Annotated in this window: 12 protein-coding genes; 3 read left to right on the top strand and 9 right to left on the bottom strand. The window is 46.5% G+C overall.

All coding sequences use genetic code 11. The features are described 5' to 3' along the window. The first annotated feature begins 151 nt into the window (after positions 1-151). Positions 152-430 (top strand): hypothetical protein, encoded by a 279-nt coding sequence (locus C9991_RS06445; protein WP_232823267.1) that lies wholly within the window; start codon positions 152-154, stop codon positions 428-430. 307 nt (positions 431-737) lie between these two features. Beyond that, a complete protein-coding gene (locus C9991_RS06440; RefSeq protein ID WP_106811791.1) occupies positions 738-944 on the top strand; it encodes a hypothetical protein in 207 nt (68 codons plus the stop codon). Between the two features lie 106 nt (positions 945-1050). Here C9991_RS06440 and C9991_RS06435 read toward each other — a convergent pair whose 3' ends face one another. The 9 genes from C9991_RS06435 to C9991_RS06395 form a co-directional block, all read right to left on the bottom strand. After that, entirely contained in the window at positions 1051-2826 is a 1776-nt protein-coding gene (locus tag C9991_RS06435) for a RagB/SusD family nutrient uptake outer membrane protein (protein ID WP_106811790.1), read from the bottom strand. A 17-nt stretch (positions 2827-2843) separates the two neighbouring features. Next, positions 2844-5948: a SusC/RagA family TonB-linked outer membrane protein gene (locus C9991_RS06430; protein ID WP_106811789.1), complete on the bottom strand. Its 3105-nt coding sequence runs from the start codon at positions 5946-5948 to the stop codon at positions 2844-2846. A gap of 385 nt (positions 5949-6333) precedes the next feature. Next, positions 6334-6603 carry a 30S ribosomal protein S15 gene (gene rpsO / locus C9991_RS06425; protein ID WP_106811788.1) on the bottom strand — a complete coding sequence of 90 codons (270 nt, stop codon included), beginning with the start codon at positions 6601-6603 and terminating at the stop codon, positions 6334-6336. A gap of 142 nt (positions 6604-6745) precedes the next feature. Next, positions 6746-7789, bottom strand: coding sequence for a branched-chain amino acid aminotransferase (locus C9991_RS06420; RefSeq protein WP_255414796.1), 1044 nt, complete (start codon positions 7787-7789; stop codon positions 6746-6748). A 209-nt stretch (positions 7790-7998) separates the two neighbouring features. Next, complete coding sequence (locus tag C9991_RS06415) at positions 7999-11169, bottom strand: alpha-amylase family glycosyl hydrolase (protein WP_106811786.1); 3171 nt, start codon at positions 11167-11169, stop codon at positions 7999-8001. A 594-nt stretch (positions 11170-11763) separates the two neighbouring features. Further along, entirely contained in the window at positions 11764-11961 is a 198-nt protein-coding gene (xseB, locus tag C9991_RS06410) for an exodeoxyribonuclease VII small subunit (protein WP_106811785.1), read from the bottom strand. Positions 11962-12044: 83 nt separating this feature from the next. Next, on the bottom strand, positions 12045-13337 hold the full coding sequence (gene xseA, locus C9991_RS06405) for an exodeoxyribonuclease VII large subunit (protein WP_232823329.1): 1293 nt from the start codon (positions 13335-13337) through the stop codon (positions 12045-12047). A gap of 149 nt (positions 13338-13486) precedes the next feature. Continuing rightward, entirely contained in the window at positions 13487-14230 is a 744-nt protein-coding gene (locus C9991_RS06400; protein ID WP_106811783.1) for a nitroreductase family protein, read from the bottom strand. Between the two features lie 62 nt (positions 14231-14292). Beyond that, on the bottom strand, positions 14293-15183 hold the full coding sequence (locus tag C9991_RS06395) for a DMT family transporter (protein WP_106811782.1): 891 nt from the start codon (positions 15181-15183) through the stop codon (positions 14293-14295). Between the two features lie 150 nt (positions 15184-15333). Here C9991_RS06395 and C9991_RS06390 point away from each other — a divergent pair, with 150 nt between their 5' ends. Beyond that, the gene (locus C9991_RS06390; RefSeq protein ID WP_106811781.1) at positions 15334-16884 is read left to right on the top strand and encodes a M1 family aminopeptidase; all 1551 of its coding nucleotides are present in this window, start codon (positions 15334-15336) and stop codon (positions 16882-16884) included. Positions 16885-17535: the final 651 nt, after the last annotated feature.

Genomic DNA, 17535 nt, shown 5'->3' with positions numbered 1-17535 from the left:
ATTGATTATTAAGTAGTTATATATAAGAAAACAAGAACGCGCATACTGCAAACATTAATTGGAACAACTGGAACAACTGGAACGGGAACGCACCCTCTTCCCTCTAAAAGGCTCATTATCAAGAGTTTAATCTTTAAACGACAAGAAGAATATGAAGCACGATATCAGTAAAATCACCGCTCCGAAGATGCCAAAACTCGGTCGCGGACTCGAAAACGTGGCACTTTTGCTCTCGCAAGTGTCAAAAGACATGCATCAGCCACTCGTTCCTATGCTTTTTCCTATCCTTGGCGCACACGTAAGTGGAGCAGAATTTATGTATCTGGACAAAAGTTGGAAGGAAATGTGCAGAATGTTGGCAAATCTCGTGGCTGATAGTGGCGCCGGAAAGGGTCCTCTTGTTCTCATGTTCTCTTGTTCTTCTGTCTAAATAAAACCACGTTCTTATGTCTTACAAAACAAAATCGTACTGAATCGTACTCAATCGCACGTATCGTACTCAATCGTATGATTGATGTTTTGGGATGTATTAACTTTGCACATGCAATCCAACGGGCACATGTCCAACGTCCATCCACAAGCGGATTGCTCACACGCGACTACACGCTCTGGCCAATGCCATTACTCGAAAGACGCCTCGAGTATAATGTAAATGGACCACGACAATAGTCGCACGAAAATGACGACGGGACAAGTGCGTGTTTGCCGATGTGGCCAGCTGTGTGCGCGAGTAGCTATTGAACGGCAACAAGGTGCAGCTTGAGGGTTTGGGCAACGTTATCTTCACCCCAGACAGCGAACTGGAGAACCTTATCGACGATGCTGTATTTAAGCCAATGCCAAGTCGTGTGGCTCAGGCTGCTGTGCTAAAGGCAGAGAAGAAGGTAGACGTGAGCGTAGATTTGGAGGCGATAAAGAAAAAGGGAAATGGAAAAAGCCCCTAAGAGAGCTTCGACATGCATGTTGCCGTCTATTCTCTCTCAGGGGCCACCCTCTCAAATATATATTATCTCCTGTTTGTAGCAGAACTAAAAAAGAGAAACAAGGCGATTAGTAACCCGGATTCTGCTCAAGCAGTGGGTTTAGGTCGCGTGCGGATGTTGGGATTGGGAACAGCATGTTCTTGCTCTCCCAATTCTTCTTTACAACCACATACTTGTTGATGCCGTAAGATGTGCCAGTCATTACCTTGGCGCAATACTCGTTGCCATAACGGCGCATGTCGGCAAAACGCTGACCCTCGCCAGCAAGCTCTATACGACGCTCGTTGCGCACAAAGTCGAGCGCAGCCTCTTTTGAGGCAAACGATGTAGGAACGTTAGGCATACCGCAACGGTCGCGCAACTGGTTGAGCCAGCCCTGGGCTGTAGCATCGTAGCCTGTGTTCATGATGTGAGCCTCGGCAGCAGAGATGAGCACCTCGGCGTAACGCAATACGGGGAAGTCGTCGTAGCTATAGTTCTCGCCCCAGCCAGTGTCGTAAGGACGTACAGACACAAGCTTGCGGAAGCTGAAGCCTGTCCACGACTCGTTGCCGTCTTTGCCAGCCCATGCCGGATTCCAACGATAGTAGAATGTGCCGAAATCGGTTTCGTGCCAACCCTTGAACGGGAAGAGTATTGAGGCATAGAGACGGCTGTCGCGATTGCGGAACTGCTGCATGTAGGCGTCGTCCTTGAGGTCGAGTGTAGGCACTTTGGCAATGTAGCCCTTCTGGTCGAGACCGCTAACCTTTGCATAAAGTTTGTCGTAGTTGGCCTTGTTCACGTCTACGTCCACCTTTGCTGGCATTGTCTTGCCATCGGCGTTCCAGTAGGCCTCAACAAGCTCGGCAAGTGGCTCGTAAGACGAGTAGCCCTTGACAAGCTGCGACGGGCGAGCGTACTGGTAGCGAGCCCAGTCTACGCTGTTGGAGCCTGTGGTGTGCTCGTGTGCAAGGATAACCTCAGGGTCGCTCACGTTGCCGTTGTCGTTCTGCCAGATGCCTCCGTAGCTGAAGATGCCCTTGACAAACTTGTCTTTGTCGATGCCAAGGCTTGCAAAGTCTACAAACTGTGTCATCTCGTTGGCCTCGAGCTCCTGGGCTGGGGTCAAGGATGTAACCTTGTAGAGCTTGAACTTGTTTGAGCCGATGAGCTCCTTGGCAGAAGCCTCAGCCTCGGTATAATTGCCGAAAGCAAGTGCTGCACGTGTGCGTAGGGCAAGTGCTGCGTAGCGTGTCACGCGGCCTGTCTCGTTAAGCTTAGAGCCGCCGGGATAAGATTCGGGCAGCTTCTTGGCTATCTCGCCCAGCTCGGTTAGCACAAAGTCCTTAACCTTCTGAGCGTCGTCGCGCGCCACGTTTGGAGCGTTGTACTCCATAACGTCGGTAACAAGTGGCACACCGCCAAACTTGATTACCATATTGTAATAGCTCCATGCACGGAAGAAGCGTGCCTCCATCTTGGTGCGCTCCTTAAGCTCGTCGCTCATCGAGCAGCGGTCTACGTTGGCAATATAGTTGTTGGCAAGGCGAATGGTGGTATAGTTGTAGCTGCCTGCACCATCGCCTGCTGTAACGCCACCCTGCTGGAAAGCCTCGAACGGGCCCTCCCATGGCTTGTGGCTGTGGGCATTGTCGGTATACATCTCGTCGGAGATGCCGTCGATAAAGTCGGGCATTCCGTTAGCATATATTTCGTTCATGGCATACCAGGCGTCCTGCTCGGTCTTCCAATAGCTATCGGCCGAGATAGCGTCTGGCGGAACAACGCCAAGGTCGCATGATGATACGCCAAGCGTCAACATTCCCAATACAGCCAAATGTTTGATATATTTAGTCTTCATAACTTTTACTCTTTTTTTTAGAATTCAACATTTAAACCGAAAGCGATTGACTTTTCGCCAAGCGCCGAAACCGAACGACCTGAAACCGACTCTGGGTCGAAGTCCTTCATGATGTTGTCGCCTCTGAATGTGAAGAGGTTCTCGCCTGTAACGAAAGCCTTGACAGAGTTCAAGCCAATGCGGTTGACCAATGTGCGCGGCAAGCGATAGCCGAGGGTGATGGTCTTGATGCGGAAATAGTTGGCGCTGAACAACTGGCGGTCGGAGAAGTTCTGGTTGTATGTGTCTTGAGACACACCACCGTAAATTCTCGGATAGTTGGCGTTAGGGTTAGGGTTGGCCTCAGTCCAACGTCCAAGGTGGAACTTGCGCGGGTTGGAGTTGAGGAAGAATGCCCATACCTGCTCTGACTCGAACGCAACCTTGGCACCAGCCACGCCCTGTCCGAAGAGCGAAAGCTCGAAGTCCTTATAGCCGAGGTTGAGGTTAAGTCCGTAGGTGAACTTAGGCACGTCGCAGCCTATGATGGTGCGGTCTTCGTCGGTAATAGCCGATCCCCACTCCACATTGTCGCGCTGTGGCACGTACTTGATGTCGCCGGCGTTAGGCTTACGGCCGAGTGTGTAGTAGTGGCCCTCGTCAATCTCCTTCTGTGTATACAATCCGGCGGTCTTGTAACCGTAGAACGAACCGATAGACTCGCCCTCCTTGAGAATGTATCTAATCTTGTCGCCTCCATTCTGAATCATGTTGTCAGAGCCAGAGAGGTCCTCAATCTTGTTCTTGTTGAACGAGATGTTGCCTGTAACCTCGTAGCGGAAATCGCTGATCTTGTTGCGGTAGGTAACAGCCATTTCGAAACCTGTGTTCTTAACCTTACCCACGTTCTGCGACGGAGCCTGTGTAATGCCGGTCTCTACAGGCACGTTGTAGCCCAGAAGAATGTTGCTGGTCTTCTTAACATAGTAGTCGGCAACAACGCTCAGGTGGTTGTCGAAGAGGTCGAGGTCTACACCAACGTCAGCAATAGCCACCTTCTCCCATGTAAGAGTGCGGTTGGCTGGTTTCGACTCGGCAATACCCTCAACAGGCACCTTGTCGAACACATAGTTGCCCGACTTGTCGTAGAGCTGGAAGTAGTCGTAGTTGCCCACATTATTAATATTACCCAGCGTACCGTAAGAGGCTCGAATCTTGAGGTTGTTAATCCATGTTATAGGCTTCATGAATTCTTCCTCGCTTACACGCCATCCTGCCGAGAACGAGGGGAACCATCCCCAACGCTCTGACTTGTAGAAGCGTGACGAGCCATCGGTACGCACATTGGCCTCGAACAAATAGCGGTCCTTGAACGAGTAGTTGATGCGTCCGAAGTAAGACATAAGCTTGTAGTTGCTCATTGAGGCTCCGTTAGAGATGTCCTCGGGTGCCGACGAGCCAGCGCCCATGCTCTCTAATGTCTCGGTAGGGAAGTTTTTGCGACTGCCCGACAGCGACTCGTACTTGTTGTCCTCGTAGGATGTACCGGCAAGGAGCGTGAACGAGTGGTCCTGGGCTATGTTGAAGTTGTAGGTGGCAACGAGGTTGGTCTGTAGGCGCGAACTGCTGCTCCACGACATACTCATCTTGTTAACGTCGCTCGAAGTACCTGATATCGGGTTACCCGACTCGAAGTTGTTTACAGCATCCTGTTTGGCCGAGTAGCTCTTATACTTGTACTCGTAGCGCTTGTAAGAGCCCGAAGCCGAAATTTTAAGTCCCTTCAATGGTGTGATGTCCATGCCTACGCTATAGAGCGAGTTCTCGAAAGCCGACTTCGACCAGTCTTTCTTCGAAAGGCGGCGCAGCGGGTTTCGGTTGATAAACTCTAATGTAGCCTGCTGGCCACCCGAAATGCTACCAAACTCGCCATTGCTCTGCTTTGCCACCATGGTAGAAGGCACGAGCAAGAAGCTGGTAAAGTCGGGCACACCCTGGTTTGTTTCGTTCTGGTTGCGTATGTACTTGGCGCTACCGTTTACAGACAGCCAATTGTTTACCTTAGACGACAGGCTCATGTTAAAGTTGTAGCGGTTGCTGTTGCGTCCGCGCACAAAGCTGTCGTTGTACTGGTAGCCGCCACCGAGATAATACTGCACCTTGTCGCTGCCTCCACTAACGTTGAGCGAGTGCTGTGTTGTGGCAACGTGCTTGTCCATGGTTAGGTCCATCCAGTCGGTATTTGGATAAAGGTCGGGCTTGCTGCCGTCCTTGAACCATCCAACCTGCTCGGCTGTATAAGCCTGATTCTTGCCTCCGGCAGGATTGCGGTTGTACATGGCCTCGTTAAGAAGCTCGGCATACTCGGACGAGCTGATGAGGTCGGGCAGATATGTAGGTGTCTTTACGCCAACCATTCCGCTGTAGGATACAGACATGCGCTCCTTCTTGCCCTGCTTGGTTGTGACGAGCACAACACCATAGGCTGCACGCGAACCGTAGATTGACGACGAAGCGGCATCCTTAAGGAACGAGATAGACTCGATACTCTCGGGGTCGAGGTTCTGGAAGAATGTGGCATCGGCAATAACACCATCGATTACGTAGAGAGGCTCTGAGGTGCCAAGGTTGCCACGGCCACGGAAGTTGATGGAAGGAGTAGAGCCTGGACGCGAGATGATGGTAACACCAGGTACTGTACCTTGAATGGCCGAAAGCACATTCGACTCTACACGGTTGGTCAGCTTGTCTGAAGATACTGAAGCCACACTACCCGTGAGGTTCACCTTCTTTTGGGTGCCGTAACCTACGACAACCACTTCATTAAGATTTTGAGAGTTTTGTGTCAGGCGTACTGTAGCTGCCTTACCGCTGCTCACTTTAACACGCTGGGCGTCGTAGCCAAGATAAGTCACCTCTACGGTGGCATTCTCGTTGGCAACAGAGAGTGTGAAGTTACCGTCAATGTCGGTAACAGTACCATTCTTGCTGCCAGGAACTTTTACGCTTGCTCCGATTACGGGTTCTCCCTTTTCGTCAAGCACAACGCCCTTAACCGAATGTTTGCTCGCTTGATTCTGTCCATATGATGCAACAGACATCGAAAGACAGAGCGCAAGTGTTGCGGCTGTTCTTTTGTTCATAAGGTTTAAAAAATTTTGATTAGTAAATTAGTAGTGTTCTCACCGTATGTTTCACGGTTTTTGTTTCTTACACTATGCAAAGATAGAAATAACTTATGAAATAAAAAAGAATATTAACATAAAATTAGACTACTAAGGATTTCATGTTCTCTTGTTCTTATGTCTTAGTTTTTCATGTTCTTATGTCTTAACACACGCTTCCAAGGAATTTCATGTTCTTATGTTCTTATGTCTTAGTTTTTCATGTCCTCTTGTTCTTATGTCTTAGTTTTCATGTTCTCCTGTCCACCTAAACGCAGAAATCCCGAGAATTCGTAATTGAATCCTCGGGATTTCGTTTTCTTTGCAAATTGCTCTACTTTTCTTCAAAGTCTCTTTGCGTAGATTACTTACGCAGACCGAGAGCCTTAACGATTGCACGATAGCGATTGATGTCGCGGTCGTACAAGTAGTTGAGCAATGCGCGGCGCTTTCCTACCAACTGTGTCAAAGAACGTGCGGTAGTATAATCTTTACGGTTCTTCTTAAGATGTTCCGTCAAGTGGGAAATACGGTATGAGAACAATGCTATCTGGCTCTCAGCTGAACCAGTATCAGTGTTAGACTTTCCGTACTGTCCAAAGATCTCTTGTTTTTTTGCCTGATCTAAATACATAGAACTTTTGTGAATTAAATTGTTATTTGTGCAAAATGCGGGTGCAAAGGTACGCTTTTTATTTCATATACAATGACATACAAGCGTAAATTTGCACCCGCATTAACTATTTTTTACTTTTAAAGGTCCTTTTAACTGCCTGTTACTCAATAACAACAGTTGTCCAGCCGTGCTTATCCTCTATTGTGCCATACTGAATGCCACGCAGAGTGTTGTAAAGTTTGGTAGACCATGGACCTGGCTTATCGCCAAAGTTGTACACCTTGCCTGTTTCAAGGTCGTCGAGATGAGATATTGGCGATATAACGGCAGCTGTACCGCAAGCTCCTGCCTCCTCGAATGTGTCGAGTTCTTCCTCAGGAACTGGACGACGCTCTACCTTCATACCCAGGTCTTCGGCAATCTGCATCAGACTCTTGTTGGTAATAGAAGGGAGGATTGATGTAGACTTTGGTGTTACATATGTATTGTCCTTGATGCCGAAGAAGTTGGCAGCGCCACACTCGTCGACATACTTCTTCTCCTTTGAGTCGAGATAGAACTCGCTGGCATAACCCTTGGCGTGGGCAATAGAGTTGGCCTTGAGGCTGGCTGCATAGTTGCCACCCACCTTATATATACCGGTACCCAGAGGAGCTGCACGGTCGTAGTCGCGCATTATGACGTAAGGGTTGGTTGAGAAACCGCCCTTGAAGTAAGGACCTACTGGTGTAACGAAGATCAGGAACATATACTCTGTAGCTGGATGCACACCTACCTGAGCCGATGTGCCTATGAGCAACGGACGGATGTAGAGTGTAGCACCACTCTCGTAAGTAGGAATATACTCCTGGTTTAGGCGCACTACCTTCTTAACCATCTCGACAAAGAGTTCTGTTGGAACCTCTGGCATCATTATGCCACGGCATGTAGACTGCAGACGACTTGCGTTCTCCTCTACACGGAACACGCGCACTTTACCATCTGGGCAACGATAAGCCTTTAGTCCCTCAAATGCTTCCTGACCATAGTGCAAGCATGTTGCAGCCATGTGCAGCTTTATGTACTCGTCGGAGCAAACCTCTATTTCGCCCCACTTGCCGTCGCGGTAGCAACAGCGAACATTGTAGTCGGTAGGCATATAGCCAAACGACAACTCAGACCATGCGATATCTTTCATAACATTATCTGTATTTGTAAGATTAATTACATTTCATATTTGTTAAAGGCAAAAGTACGAATAAAAAGAGAGACTGCCAACGATTTTCACGCAATTTTTATATTGACACGCAAAAGAAAAGAGACAATAGAAACAATTCTATGTTTTTGGCTATGGTCTGCAAAGACCTTTTACCAAAGAATTGTCCCTATCGTCTCTAAACAATATATTCTCTAAATATTAATGGTTAAGTAGTTTTAGCGAATCACAAACTTTCTGCCGTTGGCAACATAGATGCCTGGGCGGAGAGTGTAGGTTGCCGAGTTGAGGTCGGACAGTACAGCAACACATTCGCCGTTGAGTGTGTAAACCTTAACCATTGTCTTGGCTGCTGCGTTGATGCCCTTGATGGCTGTTGTGATGTTGATTGAACCATTAACGCCATTGAAGTCGTAGCACTTGCCGTTCTGATAGTCGAGGTCTTTGGTCTGCTCGCCACTACCATTGTTAAAGATGATGTTTGTAGGCATGTCTGTCTTGTCGCCCTTATACTCCCACATCCAAACGGTCATACCGTTGTACTTGTTAGAAGTCTTTACACAATCCTCGCCTGGCCAATTGCCACCAGTATAGTTCTCGTCGCCATTATTGTGGTTCCATACCCATGCCTTAACAGTTGTCCATGATGTAGGAGCGGCAAAGTAAACATAGAACTTGCCAGTTGGATTTGGGGTAGGTGTTGGGTCTGGTTCTGGATCAGGATTTGGATTTGGATTTGGATTCGGGTTCGGATCAGGAACAGGAACAGGAATATCGGTAAGAATCTTGTAGCCAGAGCCACCATCATATGAGAGGAATGTTGTAGCTGTGATGTCAGTAATGTCGCCAGTCTGTGCGCCGCTACCATTGTTGAGAATAATGTTGAATTTCTCTACGCCATCTGCCACGAACATATAATAATCTACACCTTCGATAGTTGTCTTGGTAGACATCTTCTTGCCAGGCCAATCGCCATTGAGAACCTTGGCTTTTTCGCCGCCTTCTACCCATGCATAAAGGTTAGGAGCGCTGTTGGCCTTAACGTATACTATGATAGAAGCATTTGGATCTACCTTTCTGAAGGTCAAGCTACCGTTCTTCTCTTTACCATCCTGGCTCATTGCGTACCAGTCAATAGTCTTGGTGTCGCCAAAGGCCATATCTGCGCCAATGGTAAGATTCACACTCTCACCAGGAGTCAAGTTCACCTTATCCTGACCTTGTATCTGATACCAACCAGACTGAGCGTCTTCAGAGAGAGTAACTGTCAGGTCGATAGTCTCTGTGCGGAATGTTCCACCTGCTTGTGAGAACTCAACAGTTGCAGAAGCAGAAGGAGCCTGCTCGTTCCATGTTGTGCCATCCTCTTCATGACCGTCGTATTTCTGATCGCCCTTTGATACAGGAGAAGTTGTGTAGATAAATGGGCCATCCTCGCCTATTACACCACCAGTCCAATCCTTTACAAGTACACGTACCTGACCTTGAGTCTGAGGAGCGTCTACGGTGATAGTAGAACCAGTATATGTCTGACCAGTAACAACATCAGTATATGTGCCTTCTGGGCAATCTGTGAATGTAGCACCACCATTGAGGGCTACGAGAGCGTAGCTATCCTTGTAAGCACGCTTGAAGGCGATACCACCATTGGCTTCACAACCGTCATCGGTCCACTGACCCTTACGGAGTGCAGGAACTGCCTGACGAATCTTGTTCAAACGAATGAGGTGTTGAGCTACATCATGATTCAATGTGGCAGCCACATTACCAGAAGCTTGATAATCACCGAAGTCAGATGCTTCCACATCACCAGTGATATAACCACCGAAGTAAGCACGACCTGTATCAGAGAGAGGACCATGAGGGCCACGATCAATTGCAGAACCACGACGGAAACCAATCTCAGAACCATAGTAGAGACATGGGATACCACGGAAGGTAAACATCAGAGAGAGATTCTCAGCCCACTGAGCATCAGTACCAGGGAAACGAACACCATCGTTTGGACCTGGACAGTAGTCATGGCTATCTACATATACTACATTGTAAGTAGCGTCATTATATTTTTTATCACCTTCTTTAGCTAAACGGTATGCGGCTCCAGCTGTGTTAAAGTTGTAGTGCAATGGGAAATCGATAACATTGAATCCACTTGACTGAGAATAGTCTGGTTCATGCCATTTGCCATTCACCATAAAGGTGTTATCGCTTTCAGGAGATGCTGCATTATCTTTCTCACAGAGAGGCATCAGCTTATCATCCATACCAGAACCTCTATCATAGACGGCCTGTGTATCCCAATATGACTGGCTACCATCAAACTGATCCATCAAGTCCTGTGGAGCCTTCCATGTATAATAATAAGGTGAAAGATTGTCCTGACCACGGTACGTTACACCACCGAAACGGGCACATACCTCACCATACATAAAGAAAGGAGCCCCGTTAAGACGCTTGCTCTTGTACTCCTCGCCAAGTTTTGCAAATTGAGGGATAAACTGCTTGCAGAAGGTAAGACGAGAGATGTGACCAGAGGTATCGATACGGAAACCATCTACGCCCATCTTGATAAAGCTGCCATAGCAGTTGACAAGATAATCTGCCACTGCATCGTTCTCGGTATTGAGGTCTACACAGTCGCCTGCAATCTGAGCCCACCAACGGGTAGGATCATCCCAATTGAAGTTACCGAAATGGTGCCAGTAATTGTGAATATCATGATTCACACCATCGGTATTCTTCATCTGCGCCAGACGACGCTGATACTGGAAACCTCCTGCAACATTCAAGTAGTCGCTACCCAACTTTTCTTCATTTGGAATCATACAAGCATCTATGTAAGCCTGATTGCGAAGCTGTGTGTCACGATCAAATAACTTGCAGAGTGTCTCCTCACCGAAGTTACCTGTGTGGTTGAGCACGATATCGAGGATAATTTTGATACCCTTTGCGTGCGCTTTGTCGATGAGTTCCTGGAACATCGCGTCACCAGTCTTTTTACCGTCACTGCTCTGATAACGGCAGTCAACGCGTGTGAAGTCAGATGCATGATAACCATGATAGTCGTAGCCTGAAGCGTTCTGAACAACTGGAGTAATCCAAATGGCTGTGAAACCAAGCGCCTTGATGTAGTCGAGCTTGTCGATCACACCCTGGAAGTCGCCTCGCCAGCAAGGGTCTTTTGTTTTGATCTGTTCTTCCTGGTTATCCCAGCAGAGCACATTGTTTCCTGTATCACCATCGTAGAAACGAGTGGTCATCATGAAATAAATACTCTCGTCACGAAAATCTGTTCGCTGACTGTTGAAATCATCTGCCACAATTGGTATGGCAAAAAGCATAAGCAGGAATAAAGCCCATGCCTTTGGGTTTAAAAGTTTTTTGAACATAAATTTAATTAGGTTTATTGAAGAAGTTACTAAGTTTTTAATTGATGTCGCAAAATTAGACATAAAAGAAATATACAACAACAAAATTCGTGAATAACAACCACAAAATATATACAATCGTTTGCAGCAACTTAAAAACAAAGAAGACAAAACATGTGTAAAGTACTGAGAATTAAGATGTAATCGATTTCAGTGTTTTTACATAAAAAAGATAGAAAAATAATTGGATATTTAAAATAAATATATTATGACTAGCGATTATGGATAAAACGGCAAAGTATATTATATTAAATGGCAAAGTATATTATATTAAATGGCAAAGTATATTATATTAAATGGCAAAGTATATTATATTAAATGGCAAAGTATATTATATTAAATGGCAAAGTATATTATATTAAATGGCAAAGTATATTATATTAAATTGGCAAGTAATATAATATCATTGTTTGAGGAGTTAAGCCATATGCCCTTTACTGGTTTTACCGGACACTTTTTTGATTTATAAACTACTGCCCTTTTCTGCCATTAATGAGCCTTAAGACATTTGGCTTAACACCTCTAAACACCTTAACTTCCACAAGTGTGGAAGAATTACTTGGTCTCCGACTTCAGAATCTTGTTTATTTCCTCGTCGGTCTTTGTCAGTTTGTCCCTGCACTGCCCTATCAGCTTCTGCGCAGTTTTTAGTTGTTCACATAGCGAGTCGATGTCAAGCTCACCGTTTTCCATTTTTGCAGCAATGTCCTCAAGTTGACGCATTGCTGTCTCGTATTTCATTTCGCGTGCCATATTATTATAAGTTCCGCCCATCTCCTATACCCTAATAAGGGGAAAGAAGTGACGCGGTATGCTGTTTTTTAAAAGTTTTGTAACTACTCTACCTTAGCCTTAAATCTACCCTTCTCCACTCTTGTTTCCACAACAGCGCCTTTAGGCAGCTGCGAGGCATCGTGCACAGCGCGTCCATCATAAGTGGTTATACTGTATCCACGTCGCAATAGGCGCTCTGGATTTTCGGCCTCTATACGTTGCTCAAGCATTTTCAGACGATAGTGTTCGTCTACAAGCCTATGTCGCACATTATCGGCAAGGCGGGTCTCTATACGCTCCACCCGCTGGCGTGCCGTATCGATGCGGCGTGCAACAGCGTTGAGCATCTGGCGCGACAACCTATCTATACGGGCTTGCTCCCTGACGCTTACAAGCGAGAATAGGACCGGGATACGCTCGGACACGGCCTTAAGGCGCACTTGCTCGGTGTGCATACGCTGCTGGGTGTAATGAACAATGCGTTGGCGCAACGACTCTATCAGCTGGTCGGTACGCGACAGATTGTCTATAAGCAACTGTGCTGCCGCCGTAGGTGTCTTTACACGTGTATGGGCAACCATATCGAGTATACTCTCGTCGCGGTCGTGACCAATACCGGTGATTATCGGTAAAGGGAAGTTGGCTACATTCTCTGCCAATGCCAATGTGTCAAACCCCGAAAGGTCGCTCGTTGCACCTCCACCACGTATTATCACCACCACGTCAAAATGGTCTTGCTGTTCGTATATGCGGTTGAGTGCTGCTATTACACTATGCTCCACAGCCTCGCCTTGCATAGTGGCACTAAAGAGTTGGACAGCAAACTTATAGCCTTGAGCATTGTCGGCAAGCTGACGACAGAAGTCGCCATAGCCAGCTGCCCCATCGCTCGACACTACGGCTATGTGTTGGGCAAATGCAGGTATAAGGAGCTCGCGTTGCAAGTCGAACACGCCCTCTGCCTTAAGTTGCTTGATTATCTCTTGGCGGCGTCGCATAAGGTCGCCCATGGTATATTCCGGATTAATGTCGGACACTATCCACGAGAATCCATATGCCGCATGAAACTGTGCCTTTACACGCAGCATTACCTTCATGCCTGCATGCAGACGTTGCCCAGTTATGCGTTCAAACATAGGCCGCAGCATTGCCCATCGAGACGCCCAGCACTTGGCAGAGGCCTTGGCTATGGGCGTATTCGAAGCTTCGTCTTTCTGCACAAGCTCCATATAGCAATGGCCACGCACCTCGCGTGCCTCGCTTAGCTCAGCCTCAACCCAATACTCATCAGGCAAGTCTATAGACAGGACTGACGCTACAAGGTTGTTGAGCTCATAAAGGGAGAGGGCTGGAATAGCATCGGCTACTCCACCATCAGGATGATGAGCAATATGTAATGATTGTCTGAAACTACTCATAGCCTATATATAATAAGGTGTATCAGAAACATGGAGTGACTCGAGTTCTACATTACTATTAATATGTTGTGTCGAACAACGCACAGCTAATCATTAATGAACCCCTGACGCTTAAGCACCTCCATCAGTCCTTCCGACATAGCCTCATTGTCCTTCTTGGTGTATCGGCAGTCGGTAAACACTTGCGCCAATGTCTGCTTGTTGTTTATACGCACAAACTCCTTATTCTCGGGCAACGACTCTTTCTCTGCATAGAAGCGGTCAATGCTTTCGGGTGTGTAATCCTTATAAGTTTCGTTGTGCATTATTGCGGCAAGCGGCAGACGATCGGTAAGAGGTGGTTGCTCGTCTGGCCAACCAAGTGTTATGGTTGCTACAGGCACAACAAGACGAGGCAATTGCAATGTATCTATTATCATCTGTGGCATATAAACTGTTGTTCCAAGGAAGCAACAGCCCAATCCCTCTTCTTCGGCAAGATTGCAGAAGGTCTGACAGTAGAGCAAGGCATCTGTGGCAGCGTTCTGATACGACAATAAGTTATCGTAACCGGCATTTGCCTGACGGTTGTCTGCCCAAGCTGTCATGCGGCGAGTATCGGCACAAAAGGTAAGAACCACGGGAGCCTGTGTAACCATAGGCTGATTGAAATGAGCTGGAGCCAAACGTTGTTTCATCTCGTCAGAGCGGGTAACCACAACACTATATAATTGTAGATTGCCCATGGTCTGGGTACGCATGGCTTCGGAAAGTAGACGGTTAAGCAACTCCTCGCTAACCTCGCGCTGAGCGTAGCGGCGTATAGAGCGGCGTGTATTTATTGTCTTCATATTGATTTGCTTTACATTATTATATTATATACATTATTATATTCTATTATATACTTGTTCAATTATTCTTTGGTCTTCTTGTCGGCCACATACATACCCGTAAGAATGCATGCCGCACCCATTAGAAAATATGGAGTAATCTTCTCGCCAAGCACCCAAGAGGCAAAAATCATTGTCGTAATCGGATTGAAGTATACCCAGGTTGTTGCTTTTACGGCTCCAAGTTTGGATATGCACCAGTTCCATGTCAGGAAACAAACCATCGATGCAAGACATCCCAAGAACAAAAGATTGCCAAGTACCACTGGCTGGGTAAGCGTTGTCAACGACGGAAAACCTGGCTTGATGAAATAATAAGGAAGTATGGTAAGCACTCCATAGAAAAACACTTTGCGTGTGATGAAAGCTGCGCCGTAATGGCTGGATGCCGACTTCATAAGCAACGAATAAAATGCCCAGCATATACATGCCGTAAAAGCAAGTGCATCGCCCGCAGGTGCCAGATGAAGCACAAAGCGTCCGTTGAGCACAACTATAGCCATACCTACAAAGGCAAGAAGCGAACCAAGCATCTGTATCGTGTTGATGCGTGCCGTGTCTTTATAGACAAGGCGCACAAGCAGAGTGGCAAACAATGGACATGAGCACACTATGAGCGAGGTATTGGTAGCAGTGGTGAAATTCATAGCCTCGTTCTCACTCAAGAAATACAACGAACCTCCCGTTATGCCAAGCAGCATCATCTTGGCCTCGTCCTTCCACGAATCGGAAAACAGCCGCTTGTGATTGAAACAAAGCATCAATACATAGGCTATGGAGAAACGAAGCGTAAATATCTGAGCGGGAGATATCCCGTTGAGCATCAATACCTTTGTAGAGACAAAGGTGGTGCCCCATATCGCAACGGTGACAAAAGCCACAAGATGATATAGATAGTTGCTTTCTTTTGACATGCTTCTTATATATGTTTAGATTGCAAAATTAACGCTTTTTTCTGAAACTAAGCAAGCCATAGATTTATTATTCAGAATTAACGACACACAACGTAATATTTCAGCGATTACAGCGTTATAGAACAAGCAAGGTAAAGAAAACATAAAAAAATGAAAGCAATGAAACTCTGGAGACACATCCTCTTGACGACCACTACCATACTCTCCCTCATCTTTTGCAGCAGCGAATCGGTATCGGCACAAACTGCAAATGATTATTGGTTGGCTGCAGACAAGGCACTGGCGGCTGGTGATACTGACAGTACCTTCTATTATCTCGATATGTTCAGAAAGAGGTTCGGCAGACAATATGCATACGCTTACACAACTTTCTTAACAGAAGAAGACTACAGACCACTTCACAACGATGCACGATGGACGGCATTTATGGATTCTATGCGTATCTATAAGCATGAAGATGAGGATAAGAGAGAAATCGCTTATCCTAAGAAAGCGGTTGTGAAGGACACCAACGCCCCAACCGTAAAGCGATACGACATTATGCTTTACATTGACGTGGAGAAAAAGAAGCTCGCCGTAACTACGACGGCACTAATTGACTTCAAAGGCAGAGAGAGCATTGATTTCACGCTCTGGAAAAACTCGACCATCAATCACATCCGCTGCAAGAAAAAGGAACTGGCATACTCATTCGACACTAAAGACGAATCAACTAACACATACATCCGTCAGGGAGCACCACTCCATCTTACCGCTCCAAAGAACAAGGGCATTTGCAGCATTGCCTTCGACTATACCTGCAACCTCGATAGCATCGACACTTGGATGAGTTCGATGGAAAAGGACTGGGTGCAACTGGGTTATTACATAGCATGGTTTCCCGTCAACAACGACAGCCGCGACTTCACGGCAAACGTTTCTATATCAATCAACAAAGACTATACGGTCAGCGGATCGGGCATTGTAGAGCGCAAGGGCGACAAGTGGAAAATGTCGCAGACGTGGGGAAGTTTCGACCTCCAGATTGTAGCTTCGCCATCACTAAAATCGAAGAAGATGACTAATAATGGGCGCACATTCGAAGTAGTATATACCGACTTCGCCGATGCAGATGCCGACTCGGCGTTAGTGGCATGCAGTAAGGCACTGCAATTCTATACTCGTCTGTTCAAAACAAATCCTAACAACGACTATATGAAGTTTCTTGTTGTGCCACGTCGTGGTGGCGGCATCAGCCGAAAGAACTTCATAGCCTATGCAACGAGACGCTTTAACGAGCACTTCAAGACCGCCATTGGTCACGAAATGGGTCATTTCTGGTGGAACAAGGCACCGACATTTAGTTGGGAAGACTGGCTTAACGAAGGCTTTGCCGAGTTTAGCATGCTGTGGTATATCAAGTGCCATTTCGACAAGCACGTCTTCAACTGTTATCTGGAAGCCTGTCGCGAGGATTCACGCCATGCCTGTCCCATCTACGAGGTCGACCGCGACGCACCCGAAGCTTACGATGCCCTGTACAACAAAGGTGCCTTGCTTCTGTATGACTTGGAACAAAAAGTAGGCGAACAGCATTTCTTCGAATTTATGCAGGGAGTTGCCGAACGTGAAATAAACTCTACCGCACTACTTTTAGATTATGCAGAAGAGAAGTTTGGGAAAGAGATTAGGGAATGGATTGAGGATAGGATTAAATCGTAGGAATAAAGTGAAACAGCCTAATCTTTTAGGTTCATCCGATATTTGGAGTGGCACAATCTGGAGTTTAAGCTCCCACAGAACTCACCGAAAACACAGAAGCCTACGGGCTTAAGCTTTTGGAATTCACAGAGCGTATAGACGCTGCGCGTCATACGACAGAATCCACAGAATTGACAGCTTGTGTAGCGTCGCCGAAGGCGGCGTGTAACACGTAACTATGTACAACGACAAGACTCTCTTATCAACAAAACAACATGATGTCACGCCTAAAAACAACAACGGCGCAACTCTCAACAAGCTGCGCCGTATTGCTATGTTTAACTTAAAAAACTTTCTGTATTAAATGAAAATCCTCACGGACTCTCATTAGTACCTGTTAAACAATCGTTCAATTTACCTTAAACCTAATAACTAAAAACCTAAATCTATTACTACTAACCTAAACAATCTATTAACCTTTTGACGATGCAAAGGTACAAAGAATTTCTGTGTGCGCAAACATTTCGGCATTTATTTAGCTTCTTTTAGCGGTTTTATTGATATAAAGCAAGGTTATGTGTGCGTACACAACAGATATTAACAGATAGTCACAATCGTTTAACACTAAGGCGTTGCACACTATTGTATTATGTAACAAAGATTACATGAAGA

This window comes from Prevotella merdae (assembly GCF_900290275.1).
Classification (GTDB): domain Bacteria; phylum Bacteroidota; class Bacteroidia; order Bacteroidales; family Bacteroidaceae; genus Prevotella; species Prevotella merdae.
This window is presented reverse-complemented; position numbering and strand designations above follow the sequence as displayed.